Below are 18,845 nucleotides of genomic sequence, written 5' to 3'. Positions count from 1 at the left end.
CTCTGGCCGGCCCAGCAGAATCGCCGGCAAGAAGAAGGGCAACAGAATGAACCCCTTTTCTGCGGCAGGACAGGATCGGCTGCTGCTTTTGCTGATCCGGACGGTCGCGCTGATCGGCGCACTCGCGCTTGCCGGCCTGCTGCCGGCCATGCCGCAGGCGCATGCCCAGGACGCGGCCAACTGGACGGGCGTGTGGGACACGAAGTGGCGCGGCGGCGGCGCCCAGATCAAGTTCGAGCAGACGGGCACTGACGTAAAGGGCGTGTACCCGCTTTATAACGGCCGTATCGAGGCCAAGGCCGAAGGCGACAAGCTTGTCGGCCACTGGTTCGAAGGCGACCGCCAGGGCGCCTTCACCTTCGTCCAATCGCCTGACGGCGGCAGCTTCATGGGCCGCTTCGATGCCGCCACCGCCGAATGGTGGACAGGTGTGCGCGTCAGCGCCGTCGAGGACGTCCGTGTCGACCAGTCGAGCCCGATGAGCACCATGCGCTCGTTCCTGCAGACAATGAACGAGAGCGGCGCCGACAATGTGCCGCGCGCCACCGGTGGCGGCATGGGTCTTGCCGGTCTGGCAGCGGGTCTCGTCGACGTCACCGAGGCCGACCGCGGCGGCCTCAACATGCCCGATTACACCAAGCTTCTGTTCACCGTCATCGACAACGCGACGTTCCGTCTGTGGAGCATGCCGCATGATGCGATTTCCGGAGACGAGGTGACGGCGACGCTGCCGCAATACGGCACCAGGATCTCCTTCGACGTCACTTTTCGTCGCAAGAATGGCGACTGGTTCATCGTCGGGCCGCCACTTGCCCAGCTCCAGGCCAAGCTCGCCGAATTCCAGGAAGCGCGTGGCGAAGCCGTCGACATGGTCGACGATCCGAGCAGGCTCGCCTCGCCGCGCGACACGTTCAAGGTATTGTTGAGCGGCCTCACCGAAGCCGGCGACCCGGCCCAGGCGGCGCTCGACCTGCGCAACTACAGTCAGGCGGTGCGTGGCGACGAGGCGTTCCTGCTCGAGCGCTATCTCAAAAAGGTCATCGACCGCATCGGCTACGTCTATTGGCAGGAGATCCCCGACGATCCGAAGAGCAACACCCCCTTCGTCTATTTCGAGCATCCCGTCGGCAACATCGTCATCGGCCCGGTCGAGACTGAGAAGGGCAAGATCTGGCAGTTCACGCCCGAGACGCTCGCCCACATCCGCGCGCTCTACGCCGATGTCGAAGACGTGCCGGTGGCGCCGGAATTCGCCGCCTTCGCCAGCACCGACCCGTTCTTCATCGCCCGTGGCCTCGCCCGCGAGATCAGCCCCGGCCTGCTCACCCGCGCCGGCCCGATGGAGCGCTGGCAATGGTCGATGCTCGGCCTTGCCGCACTGGCCGGCATCGTCTTCGGCTTCATCGCCAATGCGCTGATTTCCTTGTTTGTGCGAAGGACGGACAGCCCGGCCTTCTTCCGCATTGTCGAATGGGCGGTGCGCTCGATCGTGCTTGGCTTCTTCCTGCTGTTGACGCTGCGCCCGCTCGGTCTGCCGCAAGTGGTCGCCGCCCCGGTCAAGGCAATCGCCTGGAGCCTGGTCGTGATCGGCGCCGTGCCGGTGGTCTGGCACCTGATCGGCAAGGTCGCCGACCATTACCGTGGACTGTGGCAGGTGCCCGGCTATCACGACACGCTGATTTCGCTGTCCACCGGCGTGGCGCGCGTCGCCGTGCTGGTCGTCGCCTTCCTGCTGCTGGCCGAAGTGCTCGCCATCCCCTACGAAGGCGTCATCGCCGGTCTCGGCATCGGCGGTCTGGCGGTGGCGCTGGCCGCGCAGCCGACGCTGCAGAACTTCCTCTCCGGCCTGACGCTCTATGCCGATCGGCCGGTCAGCGTCGGCGACTTCTGCAAGTTCGGCGACCAGTCCGGCACGATCGAGCATATCGGCATGCGCTCCACCCGCATCCGGTCGCTCGACCGCACGATCATCTCGGTGCCAAACTCGGATTTCGCCGGCATGCAGATCGAGAACTACGCGCATCGCGATCGCACCCGGTTCGCGACGACGCTGCAGCTGCGCTACGAAACGACGCCCGATCAGCTACGTTACGTCCTGGCCGAGCTGCGCAAGCTGCTGATTGCCCATCCGCGCGTCACCGATGAGCCCTGCCGCGTGCGCTTTGCCGGCTTCGGCGCCTATTCGCTCGATATCGACGTGTTCACTTATATCAAAACCGCCGACGTGGCCGATTTTCAAGCCATCCGCGAGGACATTCTGTTGTCCATGATCAACATCATGGATGATGCCGGCGCGCAGTTCGCCTTCCCTTCGTCACTGGAATACAGAGCCACCGACCTTCCGGTCGACGACGAAAAACGCATCGCCGCGGAGAAAAGGGTCAGCGATTGGCGCGAGGCGCAAAATCTGCCTTTCCCCGACTTCAGCCAGATCGACAAATCCGCCCTCAACAATACACTTGCCTACCCGCCTGAGGGCTCGGCGCATTATCGCGAGACAGAGCCCGACCCGGACTCGGCCGTGGCAAAGGCGACGCTGGAGAAGGTGCGCTGGAGCCTGCCCTGGAAAAAGGGGGAGTAGTGCGAAGCGCGGAAACTGCTGATCTCCCCCCTTGAGGGGGAGATGTCGCTGAAAGCGACAGAGGGGGTCGCCGCGCGTGGAGTGCCAACTTCGTCTTCCTCGATATGCTGGACCGCGTCGCGCCAACCGAACCGACCCCCCTCTGGCCTGCCGGCCATCTCCCCCTCAAGGGGGGAGATCAGCAGGCCCCCCGCAAAAGCTCAGCTCTTGTTGGCGGCCAGCACCAGCACCGGCTTTTCGCGGTAGAGGTTGGGGAACAGCCGCTTCAGATTCTCGACCTTGGGCAAATCGTTGTAGACGATATAGGGATAGGTCGGGTTGAGCGTCAGAAAGTCCTGGTGATAGTCCTCGGCCGGATAGAAGGTCTTGCCGGTCTCCAGCGTCGTCACGATCGGCTTGGGAAACACCTTGGCCTTGTCGAGCTGGGCGATGTAGCTTTCGGCGATCTTTTTCTGTGCGTCGTTTTCGGCAAAGATCGTCGAACGGTACTGGGTGCCGCTGTCCGGGCCCTGGTAGTTCAGTTGCGTCGGGTTGTGCGCCACCGAGAAATACACCTGCAGCAGCTGGCCGTAGGTCACCTCGGACGGCTCGTAGGTGATCTCGACGGATTCGGCATGGCCCGTCCGGCTGGTGCCGACCATTTCATAGACGGCCGTGTCCTTGTCGCCGCCGGTATAGCCGGAAACGGCGCTGGTGACGCCCTTGACGTGCTGGAACACGCCTTGCACACCCCAGAAGCAGCCGCCGGCGAAGACCGCCTTTTCGGTGCCGGCGGTGGCCTTCTCGTCCATTGCCGGCGGCGGGATCACCACCGCGTCTTCGGCCGAAACTGCCGGCGTCTGCCAGAACACGGCCGCGGCGGCCGTGAGGATGAGCGCGGCAAGTGCTGCTTTTGCGAAAATCGACGATCGTTTCACGGCTCCGGTCATGTCTGATCTCCCATGATGCTGGTGTGGATTATACGACGGATAGGTCCGCCGGGCTCTCACATTGCTGTGCGCATCGCCTATTTGGCCGGAGCCATGGCATCGCAGGCCTTGGTCGCTTCGGCTTTCTTCATGGCGTCCGTCTCGGCGGCGGCCTTGGCCATGCAGTCGGCCTTCATCGGATCTGTCGCCTTCATCGCGGTCGTGGCCATCGCGTCAGCCGCCATGGCGCCGGCCGGCTTCATTGCGTCCGTTGCCGGTTTCATGGCGTTTGTTGCCATGGCGTTCGCCGGCTTCATCGCATCTTCGGCCCGCGCCGCGCCTCCTGCGAACAGCGCCGTCGAGCAAAGTGCGAAGGCGAGTGCCGCCAGGGTCGGGCGATTGGTCAAAGGATTGGTCATGATGATCTCCTAGGGTTTGGCAGGGGTTGACGGCATGCAGCGGCGCCGCTGCGGCGTTGCGCAAATTTCGGAACGGGTTCTAATTCGCTGCGGCAGCGAGGATCGGCCCGCCGCCCGGCACCTGCACCAGCACCGCTGTGCTGAGGCCGCCCGTCGCCGCCGGCAGCGGCAGTGCGGTGGCGTCGCCGGTCCAACTGCCCAGCCTGGTCAGCGAATGCACGACATTGGCGTGCGGCAGCGTGCGGCCGGTGTTTTCTCCGCGCGCCACCGGCACCTCGACGACGCCCTTGCCGTAACGCACCAGCCAGACATCGGCCCTGCCGCCGGGCACCGGACCGGCGCCGATGCTGACCTTTCCGCCGGCGAGCGACAACGAAGGTCCGTCAGCGTGGCCGCCACTCGAAATCAGCTGCTCGATCTCGCCCGGCCTGGCGCCGACGGCATCGGCCCTGCCGTTGACCACCACTTGCGGCGTGAACGGGCCGGAACGGCCGAGCGACGGTTCATAGCGGACCTGGCGCTGCGTGAATTCTTCTTTGCCGAATGTGTCCTTCCAGCCGAGATAGTCCCAGTAGGTGACGTTGAAGGACAGCGCCAGCACGCCGGGCCGGTCCTTGACCTTGATCAGATTGGCGTTGGCCGGCGGACAGGACGAGCAGCCCTGGCTGGTGAACAGCTCTACGACGGTCAGCGTCTGGCCGGCGGCCGCGCTGGTTGCCGACAGCACAGTCGCGGAAAACAGTGCCGCGGCGAGCCCCATCAGGGCTGTGCTGCGTTTCGATCCGGTCATCGCTGTTCTCCTGTGCGGTTCCATGTCCACACTTCGCCGCCGACACACGGTTCGTTACAGCATCACCGCTTCGTGATCGTTCGCAGCTCTCCCTTCTCCCCTTGTGGGAGAAGGTGGATCGGCGCGAAGCGCCGAGACGGTTGAGGGGTGCTGCAAGAAATGAGGCGTTGGCGTTCCCTGGAACACCCCTCATCCGACCGAGCTTCGCTCGGCCACCTTCTCCCACAGTGGGCGAAGGGAAGACGGTCGCTCGCAACCAACACGCCACCTGGTGTGACCGGGCGGCGGTGTGATGGACGGGCAGCCTAAGCGGGCCGATATGCCCTCGCATTCAGCTGCGGCGGCCTATTGTGTCAACAGCGTTTCCGATGCCCGCTGATTGAAGGCGCACTTGCCGGTTACTGTGTAGAAAAAGTCCGCGTTGGAATCGGTGATGGTCGGAGATGTCGGCACCGACGATCCCCCGTCTTCCCACGCTTGTGTGCTGGTCTGGCCGCACGGCACCAGCATAAAGATATCGACCGTTTGGCCACTGGCGATCTCGACGCCGTTCGCGTAGAGGCGGTTCGATGTTGCCGGATCGTTCGATTTGAGCACCGTTGGATTGCCTGACGGGACATCCATCTGCAGATATAGCTGGTCCATCTGGCTGACGTCGATCACCGCGCCGGCACCGGTCGCGGGATACATTGTGTTGACACAGGTGGTCGCGTATTTCCTGCCGTATGAGTCGGTCTGGACGATCGTGGTGCTAGGCAAGCCGTAGAAGCTGAGCACCGTGGTGGTCGTACACACCTGCTGCTGGACCATAGTGATCGTCGCTCCGTTGATGGTGGAGACGGTCGCCGTGCCATAGCCTTTCGGATCGCCATAACCGTTGTATGTGTAGGTGATCTTCATCAGCTTGTTGGCCACCGTGTCCCCGAATTTGGTGCCGTAGAGCGTCATTGTCTTGCCCCACCAGCCCGAGACCTTGGTCACCTTGAACGTGGCTTGCACCAATGCCGGCCGCTTTGTCACTGCCGACGCAACGCCGACCTGCACGGTGTTGATCCTGGCGATCTGCATGAAATTCGTCGGCATGGCAAAGCCGGCCGAAGCCTTGATGCTGGCGGCGCCGTCGGTGGCGACGACGAAGCTGTCGAGCTTGACCGTGCCTTGCCCGCCATTGGCCAGGTATGCCTCCTGCAGTTTTACCTGGCGGTCCGCCAGTGAGGTGTCCGTCGAAAGCGTCGTGATCGACAGCGACGCTGCATCGAGGGCGTTCTGCATCGATGCCCTGGTTGAAACCGCAGAGGTATAGTCGATGGAAAAACCCAATGCGGCAACCATCGGGATAAGCAAGATGGCGAGCAATGGCGCGAACGAGCCGCTCACCGATTTGAGAAATTTGCGTGCTGACAACGGCATTCCGATCCCCCCGAAACGGCGATGGCCAGTGGCTATCACGCCGGGCGCGAACTATGCTCTAATCTCATGGATCAAAGTTTAACGACTTTGCCGCCCCGCCGCCGCACCCGCGCCCCGCCGCTTGCCGATGTAGCGTGCCCCTGCTAAAGCGCGCCGCATGACCACGCCGATCAAAAACATCCGCAACTTCTCCATCGTTGCCCATATCGACCATGGCAAATCCACGCTTGCCGACCGGCTGATCCAGTCGACCGGCGGGCTGGAGCTGCGCGACATGAAGGAGCAGGTGCTGGACTCGATGGACATCGAGCGCGAGCGCGGCATCACCATCAAGGCGCAGACGGTGCGGCTGAAATACCACGCCAACAATGGCGAGGACTATATCCTCAACCTGATCGACACGCCCGGCCATGTCGACTTCGCCTATGAAGTGTCGCGCTCGCTCGCCGCCTGCGAAGGTTCGCTGCTGGTCGTCGACGCCTCGCAAGGCGTCGAGGCGCAGACGCTGGCCAATGTCTACCAGGCGATCGACAACAACCACGAGATCGTCGTGGTGCTGAACAAGGTCGACCTGCCCGCCGCCGAGCCCGAGCGCATCCGCGAACAGGTCGAGGAGGTGATCGGCATCGACGCCTCCAACGCCGTGCTGATCTCGGCCAAGACCGGGCTCGGCATTCCCGATGTGCTGGAGGCGATCGTCAACGATTTGCCGCCGCCGCGCGAGGGCGACATCGCGGCCCCGCTGAAGGCGATGCTGGTCGACTCCTGGTACGATGCCTATCTCGGCGTCATCGTGCTGGTCCGCATCATCGACGGCGTGCTGAAGAAGGGCCAGACCATCCGCATGATGGGTACCGGCGCCAGGTACCTGGTCGAGCGCACCGGCGTCTTTACGCCCGCCCGCATCAATGTCGACGAGCTCGGCCCCGGCGAGTTCGGTTTCTTCACCGGCTCGATCAAGGAGGTTGCCGACACTCGCGTCGGCGACACCATCACCGAGGACAAGCGGCCGACGGCACAGGCCCTGCCCGGCTTCAAGCCGGCACAGCCGGTGGTGTTCTGCGGCCTGTTCCCGGTCGACGCCGCCGACTTCGAGGATCTGCGCGCCGCCGTCGGCAAGCTGCGCCTCAACGACGCCTCCTTCTCCTTTGAAATGGAAACCAGTGCCGCACTCGGCTTCGGCTATCGCTGCGGCTTCCTCGGCCTTTTGCATCTGGAGATCATCCAGGAGCGGCTGGAGCGCGAATTCAATCTCGACCTTATCGCCACCGCACCTAGCGTCGTCTACCGCCTGCTGTTGAACGACGGCACTGTCAAGGAACTGCACAACCCGGCCGACATGCCCGACGTGGTCAAGATCCAGGCCATCGAGGAGCCGTGGATCCGCGCCACCATCCTCACCCCGGACGACTATCTCGGCGGCATCCTGAAACTCTGCCAGGATAGACGCGGCATCCAGGCGGACCTGTCCTATGTCGGCAAGCGCGCCATGCTGATCTATGACCTACCGCTCAACGAAGTGGTCTTCGACTTCTACGACCGGCTGAAGTCGATCTCCAAGGGCTACGCCTCCTTCGACTATCACCTCACCAACTATCGCGAGGGCGACCTGGTCAAGATGTCGATCCTGGTCAACGAAGAGCCGGTCGATGCGCTGTCGATGCTGGTCCACCGTACGGCGGCGGAAAAGCGCGGCCGGCAGATGTGCGAGAAGCTGAAGGAGCTGATCCCGCATCATCTGTTCAAGATCCCGATCCAGGCGGCGATCGGCGGCAAGGTCATCGCCCGCGAGACCATCTCGGCGCTGCGCAAGGACGTCACGGCCAAATGCTACGGCGGCGACGTCTCGCGCAAGCGCAAGCTGCTCGACAAGCAGAAAGAGGGCAAGAAGCGGATGCGCCAGTTCGGCAAGGTGGACATCCCGCAGGAAGCGTTTATCCAGGCCTTGAAAATGGGGGATTGAGAAGCCGGTTGGCGCGCACAGCGCGCCAACCCATCGATCCAGTGAATCGATGGCAGGCTTCGAAAGCGGGGGAGCTGCCGGAGGCAGCGGGCCCCCCGCCAGCGCGGCGCTGAAGCTGCATGGTGGAGATTGGGCAGAAGAGTGCGACAGGTCAGCAAGCTGGATACGCGCCGGCCATTGCGACCCTTCAGGACAGCGGACCATCATTGGAGAATGTCCCGCCTTGAAGTATCCTTGCGGCTTCGGGGGAGACATCACATGCGCTCCACTCTGGACCTCGTCGCCGCGATCGGCCTCGCCATCGGCGGCGCTTTCGGACTCGCCGGCACCTTCGTCGAGAGCGCCGAACTTCGCGAAACGCTCTGGACGATCGACGGCGTGGCGCTCGTGGTGGCGACCGCGCTGCTGACGATGAAATATCAGCGACTGTGCAACGACTGCCTGGCGGCCGGATTTTTGACCTTTCTCGCCGGCGAGAGCCTGCTGCTGGCCGGCAATGCGGCGGGGCTTGAGGCCAGCGTGCCCTCCTATGTCGGCGGTATCTCGCTTTGGGCGGCGGCGCTGGTCATGGTCAGCGCGCCGAAAACCTTCGCGCTGTGGATGCGGCTCACGGCTGTCGTGGCCGCCTTGCTGTTTGTTGCGTCGGCGGGCCTGATCCTGTGGGGTGCGCCTTTGCTGCCGACCTCGGCGCCTCTGCCGGCTGCCGGATATCCGTTTCTGGTCCTAACATTCATCGGCTGGATCTGGACCCTCCTGAAGCCTGGGCGTTGAGCCTGGTCGAACCGCCCCTCTCGGGCCGCTTCGCGGCCACCTTTCCCCCACTTTGTGGGGGCGAGGGACCCAGGTCTTGTGAGGCTTCGGTGATTGGCATTCCTCGCCCCACGAAGTGGGAGAGGTGGTTTGCGAAGCAAACCGGAGAGGGGTCTTCCTTGGCAACGCTGCGCTTTCGCGATGTGCAAATGGCGCACCCCCTTCCACCCATCCCGCCGCCATGCCATGTTCCCCCTCGCGGCCGGGCAGGCCGCTTCATTCCGGGGGGAAATCATCATGTCGTCCTACGCTTTCGCGCGCCGCGTCGCCGCGTCGCTGTTCATTGTCACGCTGTTTGCGCCCGTCGCGCATGCCGGCGATGTCACCTTCGAGATCAAGAACAGCCATCCGAACGCCATGCGCGTCGAGCTCTACAGCCAGGACCGCGATCATGTCTGGCCGGGCAACAATCAGGATTACTATCTCAACGACGGCGAGACCAAGGCGATCCCGCTGTCCTGCAGTGACGGCGAATCGATCTGCTACGGCGCCTGGGTCGATGGCGACGAGAATACCTATTGGGGCGTCGGCCCCGGCAATACGGAAAAGTGCGACGATTGCTGCTACACCTGCAGTGGCGGCGAGACCGAGGAAATCGATCTGGTTCCGTGAGTTGCCCGTCTTCCTCTTGTTGGGGGCAATCGCGTATGGGCAAGTGCCCCCTCACCCGGATTGCCAACCGAATTGCGAAGGGCAATTCGGGGCAATCCGACCTCTCCCCGAGGGGAGAGGAGGTCGCCTGCGCTGCGCCAGGCTCTTCTCCCCGGCGGGAAGAAGGTGGCCGCCCACGAGTCTTGCCTCCGCAGCCCGAGGGCAGGCTCCGCGGCCGGGGGACTTCATGGGCGATTGCTCCATCCTTGTGGGGGAGAAGCCAGCGCAAAGCGGGCAGGGGCGCGCGCTGTCCCGCCAACGTCAGGCCGGCAACGCCGGAATTTCAAAGCTGAAACAAAAAACCCGCCTCGGCAGGCGGGTCGTTGGAGCCAATTAGCACCATACCCAAATTAGTAGCATAGCTGCCGGCACAAAGCAAGAACAAAATGTGGTGCTGCGAGCAAGAAATGCGAATTCCCTTACCGCCGCGCCCGAGGTCGGCCCTCACGAGGGTGAGAATTCTGCCTTGACGTCGTCCTGACTGTCGCCATAGCGTAGTCCGACAGGAGACCCACCCAATGGCAGTGGTCGAAGGCGAGAACATCGACATCGGCTTTTCCGGCCGGCGTTGCATCCATTCGCGCAACTGCGTGCTGGGCGATCCGCGTGTCTTCGTGCCCAATGCGCCCGGCCAGTGGATCCACCCCGAGGCGGCCAGCGTCGAGAAGATCGTGGCGCTCGCCGAAGCCTGCCCGTCCGGCGCCATCACCTATATCCGCAAGGATGGCGGGCCGCAGGAACAGCCGCCGGTGGTCAACATTGTGCGCATAAGGGAAAACGGTCCGCTTGCCGTCCATGCCGAGATCGTGTTGGGCGGCGAAACGTTTTACCGCGCCACGCTGTGCCGCTGCGGCGCCTCGGAAAACAAGCCGTTCTGCGATGGTAGCCACACCAAATCGGGCTTCACCGCCACCGGCGAGCCGGCGCTGAAGGACGCGCCGGCGCTGGAGGTGCGGAATGGCCCGCTGACCGTCACACCGACGACCAACGGCCCGCTCAAGCTCGAAGGCAATGTCGAAATCGTCACCGGCACCGGCCACACGGTCGACCGTACGCAACGCACCTTCCTCTGCCGCTGCGGCCACACCGCCAACAAGCCGTTCTGCGATGGCTCGCATAAGCGCGTGGGGTTTGTCGGGTAGCCTAGCGATCTCCCCCTTGAGGGGGAGATGTCGCCGAAGGCGACAGAGGGGGGTCGGTACGTCCTGACGCCAATGCCATCGCGGCCAGAGAATGCCGGGGCTCCACGCGAGACGACCCCCTCTGGCCTGCCGGCCATCTCCCCCTCGAGGGGGGAGATTACGCTGCCTTGGCCCAGCGCTCGTGCCTTTATCGGCCCGTTCATATCGGCTAAGGGCGGGGCAAGAGAATTCTCCGGACCCGCCAATGACCGCCAAGACCAAATCGCCACCCCTATTCCTCGGCATCGACACCGGCGGCACCTATACCGACGCCGTGCTGTGGTCGGAGGCCGGCGGGCCAAGCGGAAAGGTGCTGGCCAAGGCCAAGGCGCTGACCACGCGCCATGATCTGGCGGTCGGCATCTCCGGCGCGGTCGATGCGGTGCTCGAAATGGCCGGCACCGACCCGGCAGCGATCAAACTGGTGTCGATGTCGACGACGCTTGCCACCAATGCGCTGGTCGAGGGCCAGGGCGGCCGCGTGGCGCTGGTGATGATCGGCTTTGCCGAGGGCGACCTTGCCCGCGACGGGCTGAAGGCGGCGCTCGGCACCGACCCGGTGGTGTTCTGCCCCGGCGGCCACGATGTCCATGGCAATGCGGCAAAGCTCGATCTGTCCGGGCTGGAGGCAGCTTTGCCGGAACTGGAAAAGTCGGTGTCCGGCTTTGCCGTCTGCGCCTATTTCGCCACCCGCAACCCGGCGCATGAGCTAAGCGCGCGGAACCTGATCCGCGACAGGACCGGCCTGCCGGTCACCGCCAGCCACGAACTGTCGGCCAAGCTCGGCGGCCCGCGCCGGGCGCTGACGACTTTGCTCAACGCCAGGCTGATCTCGATGATCGACCGGCTGGTCGCGGCAACCGAAGGCTTTTTGGCCGCGCGCAACATCGCCGCCCCGCTGATGGTGGTGCGCGGCGACGGCGCTCTGGTCTCGGCCGCCTTTGCCCGCCAGCGGCCGATCGAGACCATCCTGTCCGGCCCGGCCGCCAGCCTCGTCGGTGCCCGCCACATGACCGGCCTCGACGATGCCGTGGTCTCCGATATCGGCGGCACCACCACCGACGTCGCCGTGCTCGACAAGGGCCGGCCGCGGCTTGATCCGGAAGGCGCCACCGTCGGCGGGTTCCGCACCATGGTCGAGGCCGTCGCCATGCGCACCTTTGGGCTCGGCGGCGATTCCGAAGTGGCGCTGGAGGACGGCGCGCTCAATCCGAGAATCCTGCTCGGCCCGCGCCGCCTGGTGCCGCTGGCGCTGGCCGGCTTGATGCATGGCGAGGCCGTCACGGCGGAGCTCGAGCGCCAGCTGCGCGCGCCCAATCCCGGCCGCATGGATGGCCGTCTGGCGGTGCGCACCGGCGTGCCGGAGCGGCTGGCGGCCGGACTGACCGGCGCCGAAGCCAAGCTCTACGAACTGATTGGCGCCGTGCCGCAGGCTCTAGACAGATTGCTGACCTCGAACGCCCAGAACGCCACCTTGAACCGGCTGGTGTCGCGCGGGCTGGTGCATGTCGCCGGCTTCACGCCGTCGGACGCCGCGCATGTGCTGGGCCGGCAGGCCAATTGGGATGCGGCCGCGGCGCGTCTGGGTGCCGAGCTGTTCGCGCGCAGGCGCGACGGCCGCGGCCAGTTCATCGCCGCCTCGCCGGAGGCGATCTCGGAACGGGTGCTGACCGCGCTGACCCGCCTGTCGGCGGAAGTCATCCTCGAGACCGCCTTTGCCGAGGACGGGCTGGATGGCGCGGCGACCGTCGCCCATGCCCTGGTCCAGCGCGCCGTCGACGCGCATCCCGGCATCGCCCGCTTGAGCGTCGCGCTCGACCGTCCGGTGATCGGCCTCGGCGCCTCGGCGCCGCTGCATTATGCCGGCCTGGCTGAGCTGGTCGGCAATCGATGCGTGGTGCCGCAGGATACCGATGTCGCCAACGCGCTCGGCGCCGTCGTCGGCCAGGTCCGGGTATCGGCCGAGGCGCGGGTCAGCCAGCCCAAGGAAGGGCTGTTCCGCGTTGCCTCAGGTGAAAGCGTGCGCGATTTCAACGACGAGGCGGCGGCAATCGCCGCGGCGGAGAAAGATGTGCGGGCGATTGCCGCCGGGCGGGCTAAGGACGCCGGCACCGACAGTGCCGAGATCGAAATCGCCAGCGAGTTCCGAGTCTCCACCGTAGAGGGCCAGCGCATGTTCATCGAGGCGCATGTCGTGGCGGTGGCGTCGGGACGGCCAAGGATTGCGGTGTGAGCGCGTAATCTCCCCCCTCGAGGGGGGAGATGTCGCCGAAGGCGACAGAGGGGGTCGCCTCGCATGAAGCGCGACGCGATTTGGTGCAAAGAAGAGGTTGCACTCCACGCGAGGCGACCCCCTCTGGCCTGCCGGCCATCTCCCCCACAAAGGGGGAGATCGGCAGCGAAAACGCCCTACCTTCACCCTAAGCTGAATTGACCCTGCCACCGTGACATGCCAAAGGCCCGGCCTAGCCGTTCGCCTTGGAGAAGCCCTGATGACCGATCGCGTCGAGATCGCCGGATTGCGGATTGCCCGCGCGCTTCATGATTTTGTCGTGAACGAGGCGCTGCCGGGCACCGGCATTGAAGCGGAGGCATTCTGGAGCGGTTTTTCGGCGATCGTCCATGATCTCTCGCCAAAAAACCGGGCGCTGCTCGAAAAGCGCGATGCCATGCAGGACAAGCTCGACCGCTGGTATCGCGACAACGGCGCGCCCGTCGACATGGAGGCCTACACGAGCTTCCTCCGCGAGATCGGCTATCTGCTGCCCGAGGGGCCGGCCTTCAGCGTGACGACCGAAAATGTCGACCCGGAAATCGCTTCGGTCGCCGGGCCGCAGCTGGTGGTGCCGGTGATGAATGCGCGTTATGCGCTGAACGCCGCCAATGCGCGCTGGGGCTCGCTGTACGATGCGCTCTACGGAACCGACGCCATCCCGGAGACGGCCGGCGCCGAGCGAGGCAACAAATTCAATCCGGCGCGCGGCGCCAAGGTCGTCGCCTGGGTGAAAAGCTTCTTCGACGAGGCGGTGCCGCTCACCACAGGCAAATGGGCCGGCGTCAACGGGCTTTCGGTCGCCAACGGCATGTTGCGGCTGGGCGAGGGTGCCGGCGCCACCACGCTTGCCGACCTCAGACAGTTTGCCGGCTATCGCGGCGATGCCGCCGACCCCGAAGCCGTCCTGCTGGTCAAGAACGGCCTGCACATTGAAATCGTCATCGACCGCAACAACCAGATCGGCCGCACCGATCCGGCCGGCATTGCCGATGTCGTGCTGGAATCGGCACTGACCACCATCCAGGACTGTGAGGATTCGGTGGCGGCCGTCGATGCCGAAGATAAGGTGCTGGTCTACCGCAACTGGCTCGGCCTGATGAAGGGCGACTTGGCGGAGGAGATCACCAAGGCCGGCAAGAGCTTTGTCCGCAGGCTCAACCCAGACCGCTCCTATACCGCGCCCGATGGCGGCACGCTGACCTTGCCGGGCCGCTCGCTGATGCTGGTCAGGAATGTCGGCCACCTCATGACCAATCCGGCGATATCAGACCGCGACGGCAACGAGGTGCCGGAAGGCATCATGGATGCGGCGCTGACGGCGCTGATCGCGCTGCATGACATCGGCGTGAACGGGCGCCGCGCCAATTCTCGCGCCGGCTCGATGTACATCGTAAAGCCCAAGATGCACGGGCCCGACGAAGTTGCCTTCGCCGTCGAGATTTTCGACCGCGTCGAGGCGCTGCTCGGCGTGCCCAAAAACACCATCAGGATGGGCATCATGGACGAGGAGCGGCGCACCACCGTCAACCTCAAGGAGGCGATCCGCGCCGCGAAAGAACGCGTCGTCTTCATCAACACCGGCTTCCTCGATCGCACCGGCGACGAGATCCACACCTCGATGGAAGCCGGCCCGATGATCCGCAAGGGCGACATGAAGCAGGCCGCCTGGATCGCCGCCTACGAAGCCTGGAACGTCGACATCGGGCTGGAATGTGGGTTGGCCGGCCACGCCCAGATAGGCAAGGGCATGTGGGCGATGCCTGACCTGATGGCGGCGATGCTGGCCGAGAAAATCGTGCATCCCAAGGCCGGCGCCAACACCGCCTGGGTGCCGTCGCCGACGGCGGCGACCCTGCACGCCACGCACTACCACAAGGTCGATGTCCACGCCGTCCAGGCGGCGCTGAAGAGCCGCCCCAAGGCGAAACTGGACGACATCCTGTCGGTGCCGGTAGCAAGGCGGCCGAACTGGTCCCCTGAAGACGTCCAGAAGGAACTCGACAACAACGCGCAGGGAATTCTGGGCTATGTCGTGCGCTGGATCGACCAGGGCGTCGGCTGTTCGAAAGTGCCGGACATAAACGACGTCGGCCTGATGGAGGACCGCGCCACGCTGCGCATCTCCTCGCAGCACATCGCCAACTGGCTGCATCACGGCGTCTGCACGCCCGAGCAGGTCATGGAGACGATGAAACGCATGGCGGCGATCGTCGACCGCCAGAACGAAGGCGATCCGCTCTACCGGCCGATGGCGCCGGATTTCGGCAAGTCCATCGCCTTCCTCGCCGCGTGTGATCTGGTCTTCAAGGGCCGCGTCCAGGCCAACGGCTATACCGAGCCGGTGCTGCACGCACGGAGGCTGGAGCTGAAGGCGAACGAGCAGGCGCGCTAGTCGCCGGCGTCCCCCTCCCCCTCGAGGGGAGGGTGGCCCGAAGGGCCGGGAGGGGTCCTGCAAGAAGTGCGCCGACTCCCATTCCAGCGACAAGAACGGGATTGTCTTGGCGACCAATACTCGGTGCCATCTTGATCTGCGCATATCGTGCAGACGTTAAAGGCCGAGCACGTCGCCGGCGACCCCACCCGGCCGCTTCGCGGCCACCCTCCCCTCGAGGGGAAGGAAGCCTACGCCGCTTGTGCCATCCGTTCCGAGCTCATGCGGTAGGAAATCGCTTCGGCCAGATGGATGCGGCCGACCGTCTCGCTGGCCTCGAGATCGGCCAGCGTCCGCGCCACCTTCAAGACGCGGTGATAGGCGCGCGCGGAAAAGCCGAGTTTTTCGCTGGCATCTCTGAGCAACGACAGGCCGGCGGCATCGGGCATGGCGATCGCCTCGATGACGGAGGGCGAGCAATGGGCGTTGGTGGTGGCGGTCGCGCCGAGCCGCTCGAAGCGCTCGCGCTGGATCGTACGGGCGCGGGCGACGCGCAGCGCCACCGCGGCACTTTTCTCTGCCCGGTCCGGCCGGATCAAATCGCTGGCCGAGACCGCCGGCACCTCGATCCTGAGGTCGATACGGTCGAGCAGCGGGCCGGAAATGCGCGCCTGGTAGTCGGTGCGGCAGCGGTCGCCGCGCAGGCAGCGATAGCCGGGCTCGCCGGCCATGCCGCAGCGGCACGGGTTCATCGCCGCGACCAGCTGGATACGTGCCGGATAGGTGACGCGATGATTGGCGCGCGCGATCATGCAGTCGCCGGTCTCGAGCGGCTGGCGCAGTGCATCGAGCGCCTGCGGCGAGAATTCGGGGAACTCGTCGAGGAACAGCACGCCGTGATGGGCAAGCGAGGCCTCGCCCGGCCGCACGCGCAGACCGCCGCCGACCATCGCCGCCATCGAGGCCGAATGATGTGGCGCGCGGAACGGCCGCCGGTCGGTGAGTTTTCCTTCGCCGAGTTCGCCGGCCACCGAGGCGATCATCGAGACTTCGAGCAATTCCCTGGGCGCCAGCGGCGGCAGGATCGACGGCAGCCGCTGCGCCAGCATCGACTTTCCCGACCCCGGCGGTCCGACCATCAGAAGATTGTGGCCGCCGGCCGCCGCCACCTCCAGCGCCCGCTTGGCGGTCTCCTGGCCCTTGATGTCGGCAAGGTCGGGCAGGTCGCGCGCCGAGGCATGGATGCCGGCTTCCGGCCGCGACAGAACCTGCGTGCCGCGAAAATGATTGGCGATGGCGATCAGGCTGCGCGGCGCCAATATGTCGAAATCCTTGCCGGCCCAGGCCGCTTCCGGCCCGCAGGCGAACGGGCAGATCAAGCCCTTGCCTTCGGCATTGGCGCCGATCGCCGCCGGCAGCGCGCCGGCCACCGCCGCGATGGTGCCGTCGAGCGACAATTCGCCAAGCACGACATAGCCGGCCAGCATGTCGCCCGGAATGGCGCCGAGCGCCGCCATCAGCCCGAGCGCGATCGGCAAATCGTAGTGGCTGCCTTCCTTGGGCAGGTCGGCGGGCGCCAGATTGACGGTGACCTTCTTCGACGGCATCGACAGGCCGGATGCATGAAGTGCTGCCTGCACCCGCTCGCGGCTTTCGGCTACGGCCTTGTCGGCCAGCCCGACGATGTGCATGTTGACCTTGCCCGGCGCGATCATCACCTGCACGTCGACCGGCACGGCCTCGATGCCCTGGAAAGCAACCGTGCGAACCCGCGCCACCATGTCTTCACCCCGGATGCAGGCTTTTGCCCCAAGCCTTTGCGATCATGCCGCGAACGGCGTCACCCGAGACAACCACAGATTTCCGGCGAAGGCAAGAACATTTGGGGAACAGCTGAGCGCAACGGCGGCAATGGTTTGCAACGCGGCCGCTCGCGAAGCGAGGCTAGTTGCGCTTCTCCTCCACGGCATCCCAGAACAGGCTGGCGATGTCGGCGCCGCCGAAGCGCTGCACTTCGCGTATGCCGGTCGGTGAGGTCACGTTGATCTCGGTCATGTAATCGCCGATGACGTCGATGCCGACGAGGATGAAGCCGCGCTCCTTCAGCGAGGGACCGATGCGGGCGCAGATCTCGCGTTCGCGTTCCGTCAATTCGGTCTTTTCGGCGCGGCCGCCGACATGCATGTTGGAGCGCGAATCGTGCTCGGCCGGCACGCGGTTGATGGCGCCGACAGGCTCGCCGTCAATCAGGATGATGCGCTTGTCGCCAGCCCGCACCTCCTTGAGGTAGCGCTGCACGATGTAGGGTTCGCGGAACAACTGGCCGAACATTTCGAGCAGCGAGGCGAGGTTGCGGTCGGCCTCGTGCAGGTGGAAGATGCCGGCGCCGCCATTGCCGTAGAGCGGTTTGACGATGATATCGCCGAACTCCTTGCGGAAGGCTGCGACCTCGAGAGGGTCCTTGGTGATCAGCGTGTCCGGCATCAGGTCGGGAAATTCGGTGACGAAGATCTTTTCCGGGCTGTTGCGCACCCAGGCCGGGTCGTTGACCACCAGCGTCTTCGGATGGATGCGCTCGAGAATATGCGTGGTGGTGATGTAGTTCATGTCGAAGGGCGGATCCTGCCGCAAAAGGATGACGTCCATCTCCGAAAGATCGGTGCGGACTTCTTCGCCCAGCGAATAATGATTGCCCTTCTCGTCGCGGACCTGCATCGCCTCGATACGGGCAAACACCTTGCCGTCGCGCAGCGACAGCCGGTCGGGCGTGTAGTGGAACAATTGGTGGCCGCGCCGCTGCGCCTCCAGCGACAGTGCAAACGACGTGTCGCCGGCTACCGACACGGTGGAGATGTGGTCCATCTGGACGGCGACTTTCAGGGGCATGGCAGCTCTCCGGCGCACTTGGAGCGATCCACTTGGACGCACAAAGTACGCTCCAACATTTCTTGAATCCATGCATCGTGCTTTCCGAAAATCGATTCCGATTTTTCGGGCCGATGCATCGACGACAGCGATATAAGGAAATCGGCGGCCTCTGCCAATCGGCCAAGGTCATGATGAGGCTGCGCTTCGCTTGGCGCAGATCCCAACGCGATGTGCCTTCAGCGGTCGAACACCAGCTTGGAATAGCCGAGGAAGGACAGCGCCATGGCGACCAGCGAGGCGACCGCAAGGGCTATGAGCGGCGACACCATCGGCAGTGCGAACAACATGACGCAATAGACGAGATAATTGACGACGCTGGTGGCAATGCCGACGCCGCCGTAGCGGGCGCCCTCATGCGCGATGCCCCGGCTGGAAGGCGAGAAGGTCAGGTGGCGGTTGATCAGCCAGGTGGCGGACAGCGCAAAACCGATCGAAATGATGCGGGCTGCCAAGGGGCCAAGCGGCGTTGCCGCCAGCACCAGCCAAAGCGCACCCGCGTCGGCGACGAAGCCGATGCCGCCGGCGACAATGAAGCGGGCGAGGCGTCCCATTTAGGCT

Annotated in this window: 14 protein-coding genes; 7 read left to right on the top strand and 7 right to left on the bottom strand. The window is 64.9% G+C overall.

All coding sequences use genetic code 11. The annotated features are described in order from the left end of the window. The first annotated feature begins 46 nt into the window (after window positions 1–46). Window positions 47–2,581 carry a mechanosensitive ion channel family protein gene (locus tag NKJ73_RS25995; RefSeq protein WP_352571563.1) on the top strand — a complete coding sequence of 845 codons (2,535 nt, stop codon included), beginning with the start codon at window positions 47–49 and terminating at the stop codon, window positions 2,579–2,581. A gap of 200 nt (window positions 2,582–2,781) precedes the next feature. On the opposite strand, the gene msrA is transcribed toward NKJ73_RS25995, so the two are convergent. The 4 genes from msrA to NKJ73_RS25975 all read right to left on the bottom strand — a co-directional run bounded on the left by msrA (window position 2,782) and on the right by NKJ73_RS25975 (window position 6,108). Further along, window positions 2,782–3,510, bottom strand: a complete 729-nt coding sequence (msrA, locus tag NKJ73_RS25990; RefSeq protein WP_352571562.1) for a peptide-methionine (S)-S-oxide reductase MsrA — start codon at window positions 3,508–3,510, stop codon at window positions 2,782–2,784. A gap of 77 nt (window positions 3,511–3,587) precedes the next feature. After that, complete coding sequence (locus NKJ73_RS25985) at window positions 3,588–3,908, bottom strand: hypothetical protein (protein WP_352571561.1); 321 nt, start codon at window positions 3,906–3,908, stop codon at window positions 3,588–3,590. A gap of 79 nt (window positions 3,909–3,987) precedes the next feature. After that, on the bottom strand, window positions 3,988–4,698 hold the full coding sequence (locus NKJ73_RS25980) for a DUF1223 domain-containing protein (RefSeq protein WP_352571560.1): 711 nt from the start codon (window positions 4,696–4,698) through the stop codon (window positions 3,988–3,990). Between the two features lie 345 nt (window positions 4,699–5,043). Further along, window positions 5,044–6,108, bottom strand: coding sequence for a TadE/TadG family type IV pilus assembly protein (locus tag NKJ73_RS25975; RefSeq protein ID WP_352571559.1), 1,065 nt, complete (start codon window positions 6,106–6,108; stop codon window positions 5,044–5,046). A gap of 157 nt (window positions 6,109–6,265) precedes the next feature. On the opposite strand from NKJ73_RS25975, the gene lepA reads away from it, so the two are divergent. From lepA to NKJ73_RS25945, 6 genes are all read left to right on the top strand, one after another. Continuing rightward, window positions 6,266–8,071, top strand: a complete 1,806-nt coding sequence (lepA, locus tag NKJ73_RS25970; protein WP_352571558.1) for a translation elongation factor 4 — start codon at window positions 6,266–6,268, stop codon at window positions 8,069–8,071. Window positions 8,072–8,329: 258 nt separating this feature from the next. Continuing rightward, window positions 8,330–8,842 (top strand): hypothetical protein, encoded by a 513-nt coding sequence (locus NKJ73_RS25965; protein WP_352571557.1) that lies wholly within the window; start codon window positions 8,330–8,332, stop codon window positions 8,840–8,842. A gap of 276 nt (window positions 8,843–9,118) precedes the next feature. Next, window positions 9,119–9,493, top strand: coding sequence for a hypothetical protein (locus NKJ73_RS25960; protein WP_352571556.1), 375 nt, complete (start codon window positions 9,119–9,121; stop codon window positions 9,491–9,493). 557 nt (window positions 9,494–10,050) lie between these two features. Next, window positions 10,051–10,674 carry a CDGSH iron-sulfur domain-containing protein gene (locus NKJ73_RS25955; RefSeq protein WP_352571555.1) on the top strand — a complete coding sequence of 208 codons (624 nt, stop codon included), beginning with the start codon at window positions 10,051–10,053 and terminating at the stop codon, window positions 10,672–10,674. Between the two features lie 244 nt (window positions 10,675–10,918). Further along, window positions 10,919–12,946, top strand: a complete 2,028-nt coding sequence (locus NKJ73_RS25950; protein WP_352571554.1) for a hydantoinase/oxoprolinase N-terminal domain-containing protein — start codon at window positions 10,919–10,921, stop codon at window positions 12,944–12,946. Window positions 12,947–13,205: 259 nt separating this feature from the next. Continuing rightward, a complete protein-coding gene (locus NKJ73_RS25945; protein WP_352571553.1) occupies window positions 13,206–15,380 on the top strand; it encodes a malate synthase G in 2,175 nt (724 codons plus the stop codon). A gap of 230 nt (window positions 15,381–15,610) precedes the next feature. Here NKJ73_RS25945 and NKJ73_RS25940 read toward each other — a convergent pair whose 3' ends face one another. The 3 genes from NKJ73_RS25940 to NKJ73_RS25930 form a co-directional block, all read right to left on the bottom strand. Then, window positions 15,611–17,140: a YifB family Mg chelatase-like AAA ATPase gene (locus tag NKJ73_RS25940; protein WP_352571552.1), complete on the bottom strand. Its 1,530-nt coding sequence runs from the start codon at window positions 17,138–17,140 to the stop codon at window positions 15,611–15,613. Window positions 17,141–17,303: 163 nt separating this feature from the next. Next, window positions 17,304–18,245, bottom strand: a complete 942-nt coding sequence (gene gshB / locus NKJ73_RS25935) for a glutathione synthase (protein WP_352571551.1) — start codon at window positions 18,243–18,245, stop codon at window positions 17,304–17,306. Between the two features lie 218 nt (window positions 18,246–18,463). After that, entirely contained in the window at window positions 18,464–18,838 is a 375-nt protein-coding gene (locus tag NKJ73_RS25930) for a GtrA family protein (RefSeq protein ID WP_023679865.1), read from the bottom strand. Window positions 18,839–18,845 lie beyond the last annotated feature (7 nt).

This window comes from Mesorhizobium sp. M0074 (genome assembly GCF_040322975.1).
Taxonomy (GTDB): Bacteria; Pseudomonadota; Alphaproteobacteria; order Rhizobiales; family Rhizobiaceae; genus Mesorhizobium.
Note: the sequence above shows the minus strand (reverse complement) of the source record. Positions and strands in the feature narration are given on the sequence as shown.

Excerpts from the sequence above, each read along its gene's own strand:
- NKJ73_RS25940 (WP_352571552.1), bottom strand. The coding sequence starts at position 17,140 with ATGGTGGCGCGGGTTCGCACGGTTGCTTTCCAGGGCATCGAGGCCGTG.
- NKJ73_RS25995 (WP_352571563.1), top strand. The coding sequence starts at position 47 with ATGAACCCCTTTTCTGCGGCAGGACAGGATCGGCTGCTGCTTTTGCTG.
- NKJ73_RS25980 (WP_352571560.1), bottom strand. The coding sequence starts at position 4,698 with ATGACCGGATCGAAACGCAGCACAGCCCTGATGGGGCTCGCCGCGGCA.
- NKJ73_RS25985 (WP_352571561.1), bottom strand. The coding sequence starts at position 3,908 with ATGACCAATCCTTTGACCAATCGCCCGACCCTGGCGGCACTCGCCTTC.
- NKJ73_RS25955 (WP_352571555.1), top strand. The coding sequence starts at position 10,051 with ATGGCAGTGGTCGAAGGCGAGAACATCGACATCGGCTTTTCCGGCCGG.
- NKJ73_RS25960 (WP_352571556.1), top strand. The coding sequence starts at position 9,119 with ATGTCGTCCTACGCTTTCGCGCGCCGCGTCGCCGCGTCGCTGTTCATT.
- NKJ73_RS25965 (WP_352571557.1), top strand. The coding sequence starts at position 8,330 with ATGCGCTCCACTCTGGACCTCGTCGCCGCGATCGGCCTCGCCATCGGC.
- NKJ73_RS25975 (WP_352571559.1), bottom strand. The coding sequence starts at position 6,108 with ATGCCGTTGTCAGCACGCAAATTTCTCAAATCGGTGAGCGGCTCGTTC.
- msrA (WP_352571562.1), bottom strand. The coding sequence starts at position 3,510 with ATGACCGGAGCCGTGAAACGATCGTCGATTTTCGCAAAAGCAGCACTT.
- NKJ73_RS25945 (WP_352571553.1), top strand. The coding sequence starts at position 13,206 with ATGACCGATCGCGTCGAGATCGCCGGATTGCGGATTGCCCGCGCGCTT.
- gshB (WP_352571551.1), bottom strand. The coding sequence starts at position 18,245 with ATGCCCCTGAAAGTCGCCGTCCAGATGGACCACATCTCCACCGTGTCG.
- NKJ73_RS25950 (WP_352571554.1), top strand. The coding sequence starts at position 10,919 with ATGACCGCCAAGACCAAATCGCCACCCCTATTCCTCGGCATCGACACC.
- lepA (WP_352571558.1), top strand. The coding sequence starts at position 6,266 with ATGACCACGCCGATCAAAAACATCCGCAACTTCTCCATCGTTGCCCAT.
- NKJ73_RS25930 (WP_023679865.1), bottom strand. The coding sequence starts at position 18,838 with ATGGGACGCCTCGCCCGCTTCATTGTCGCCGGCGGCATCGGCTTCGTC.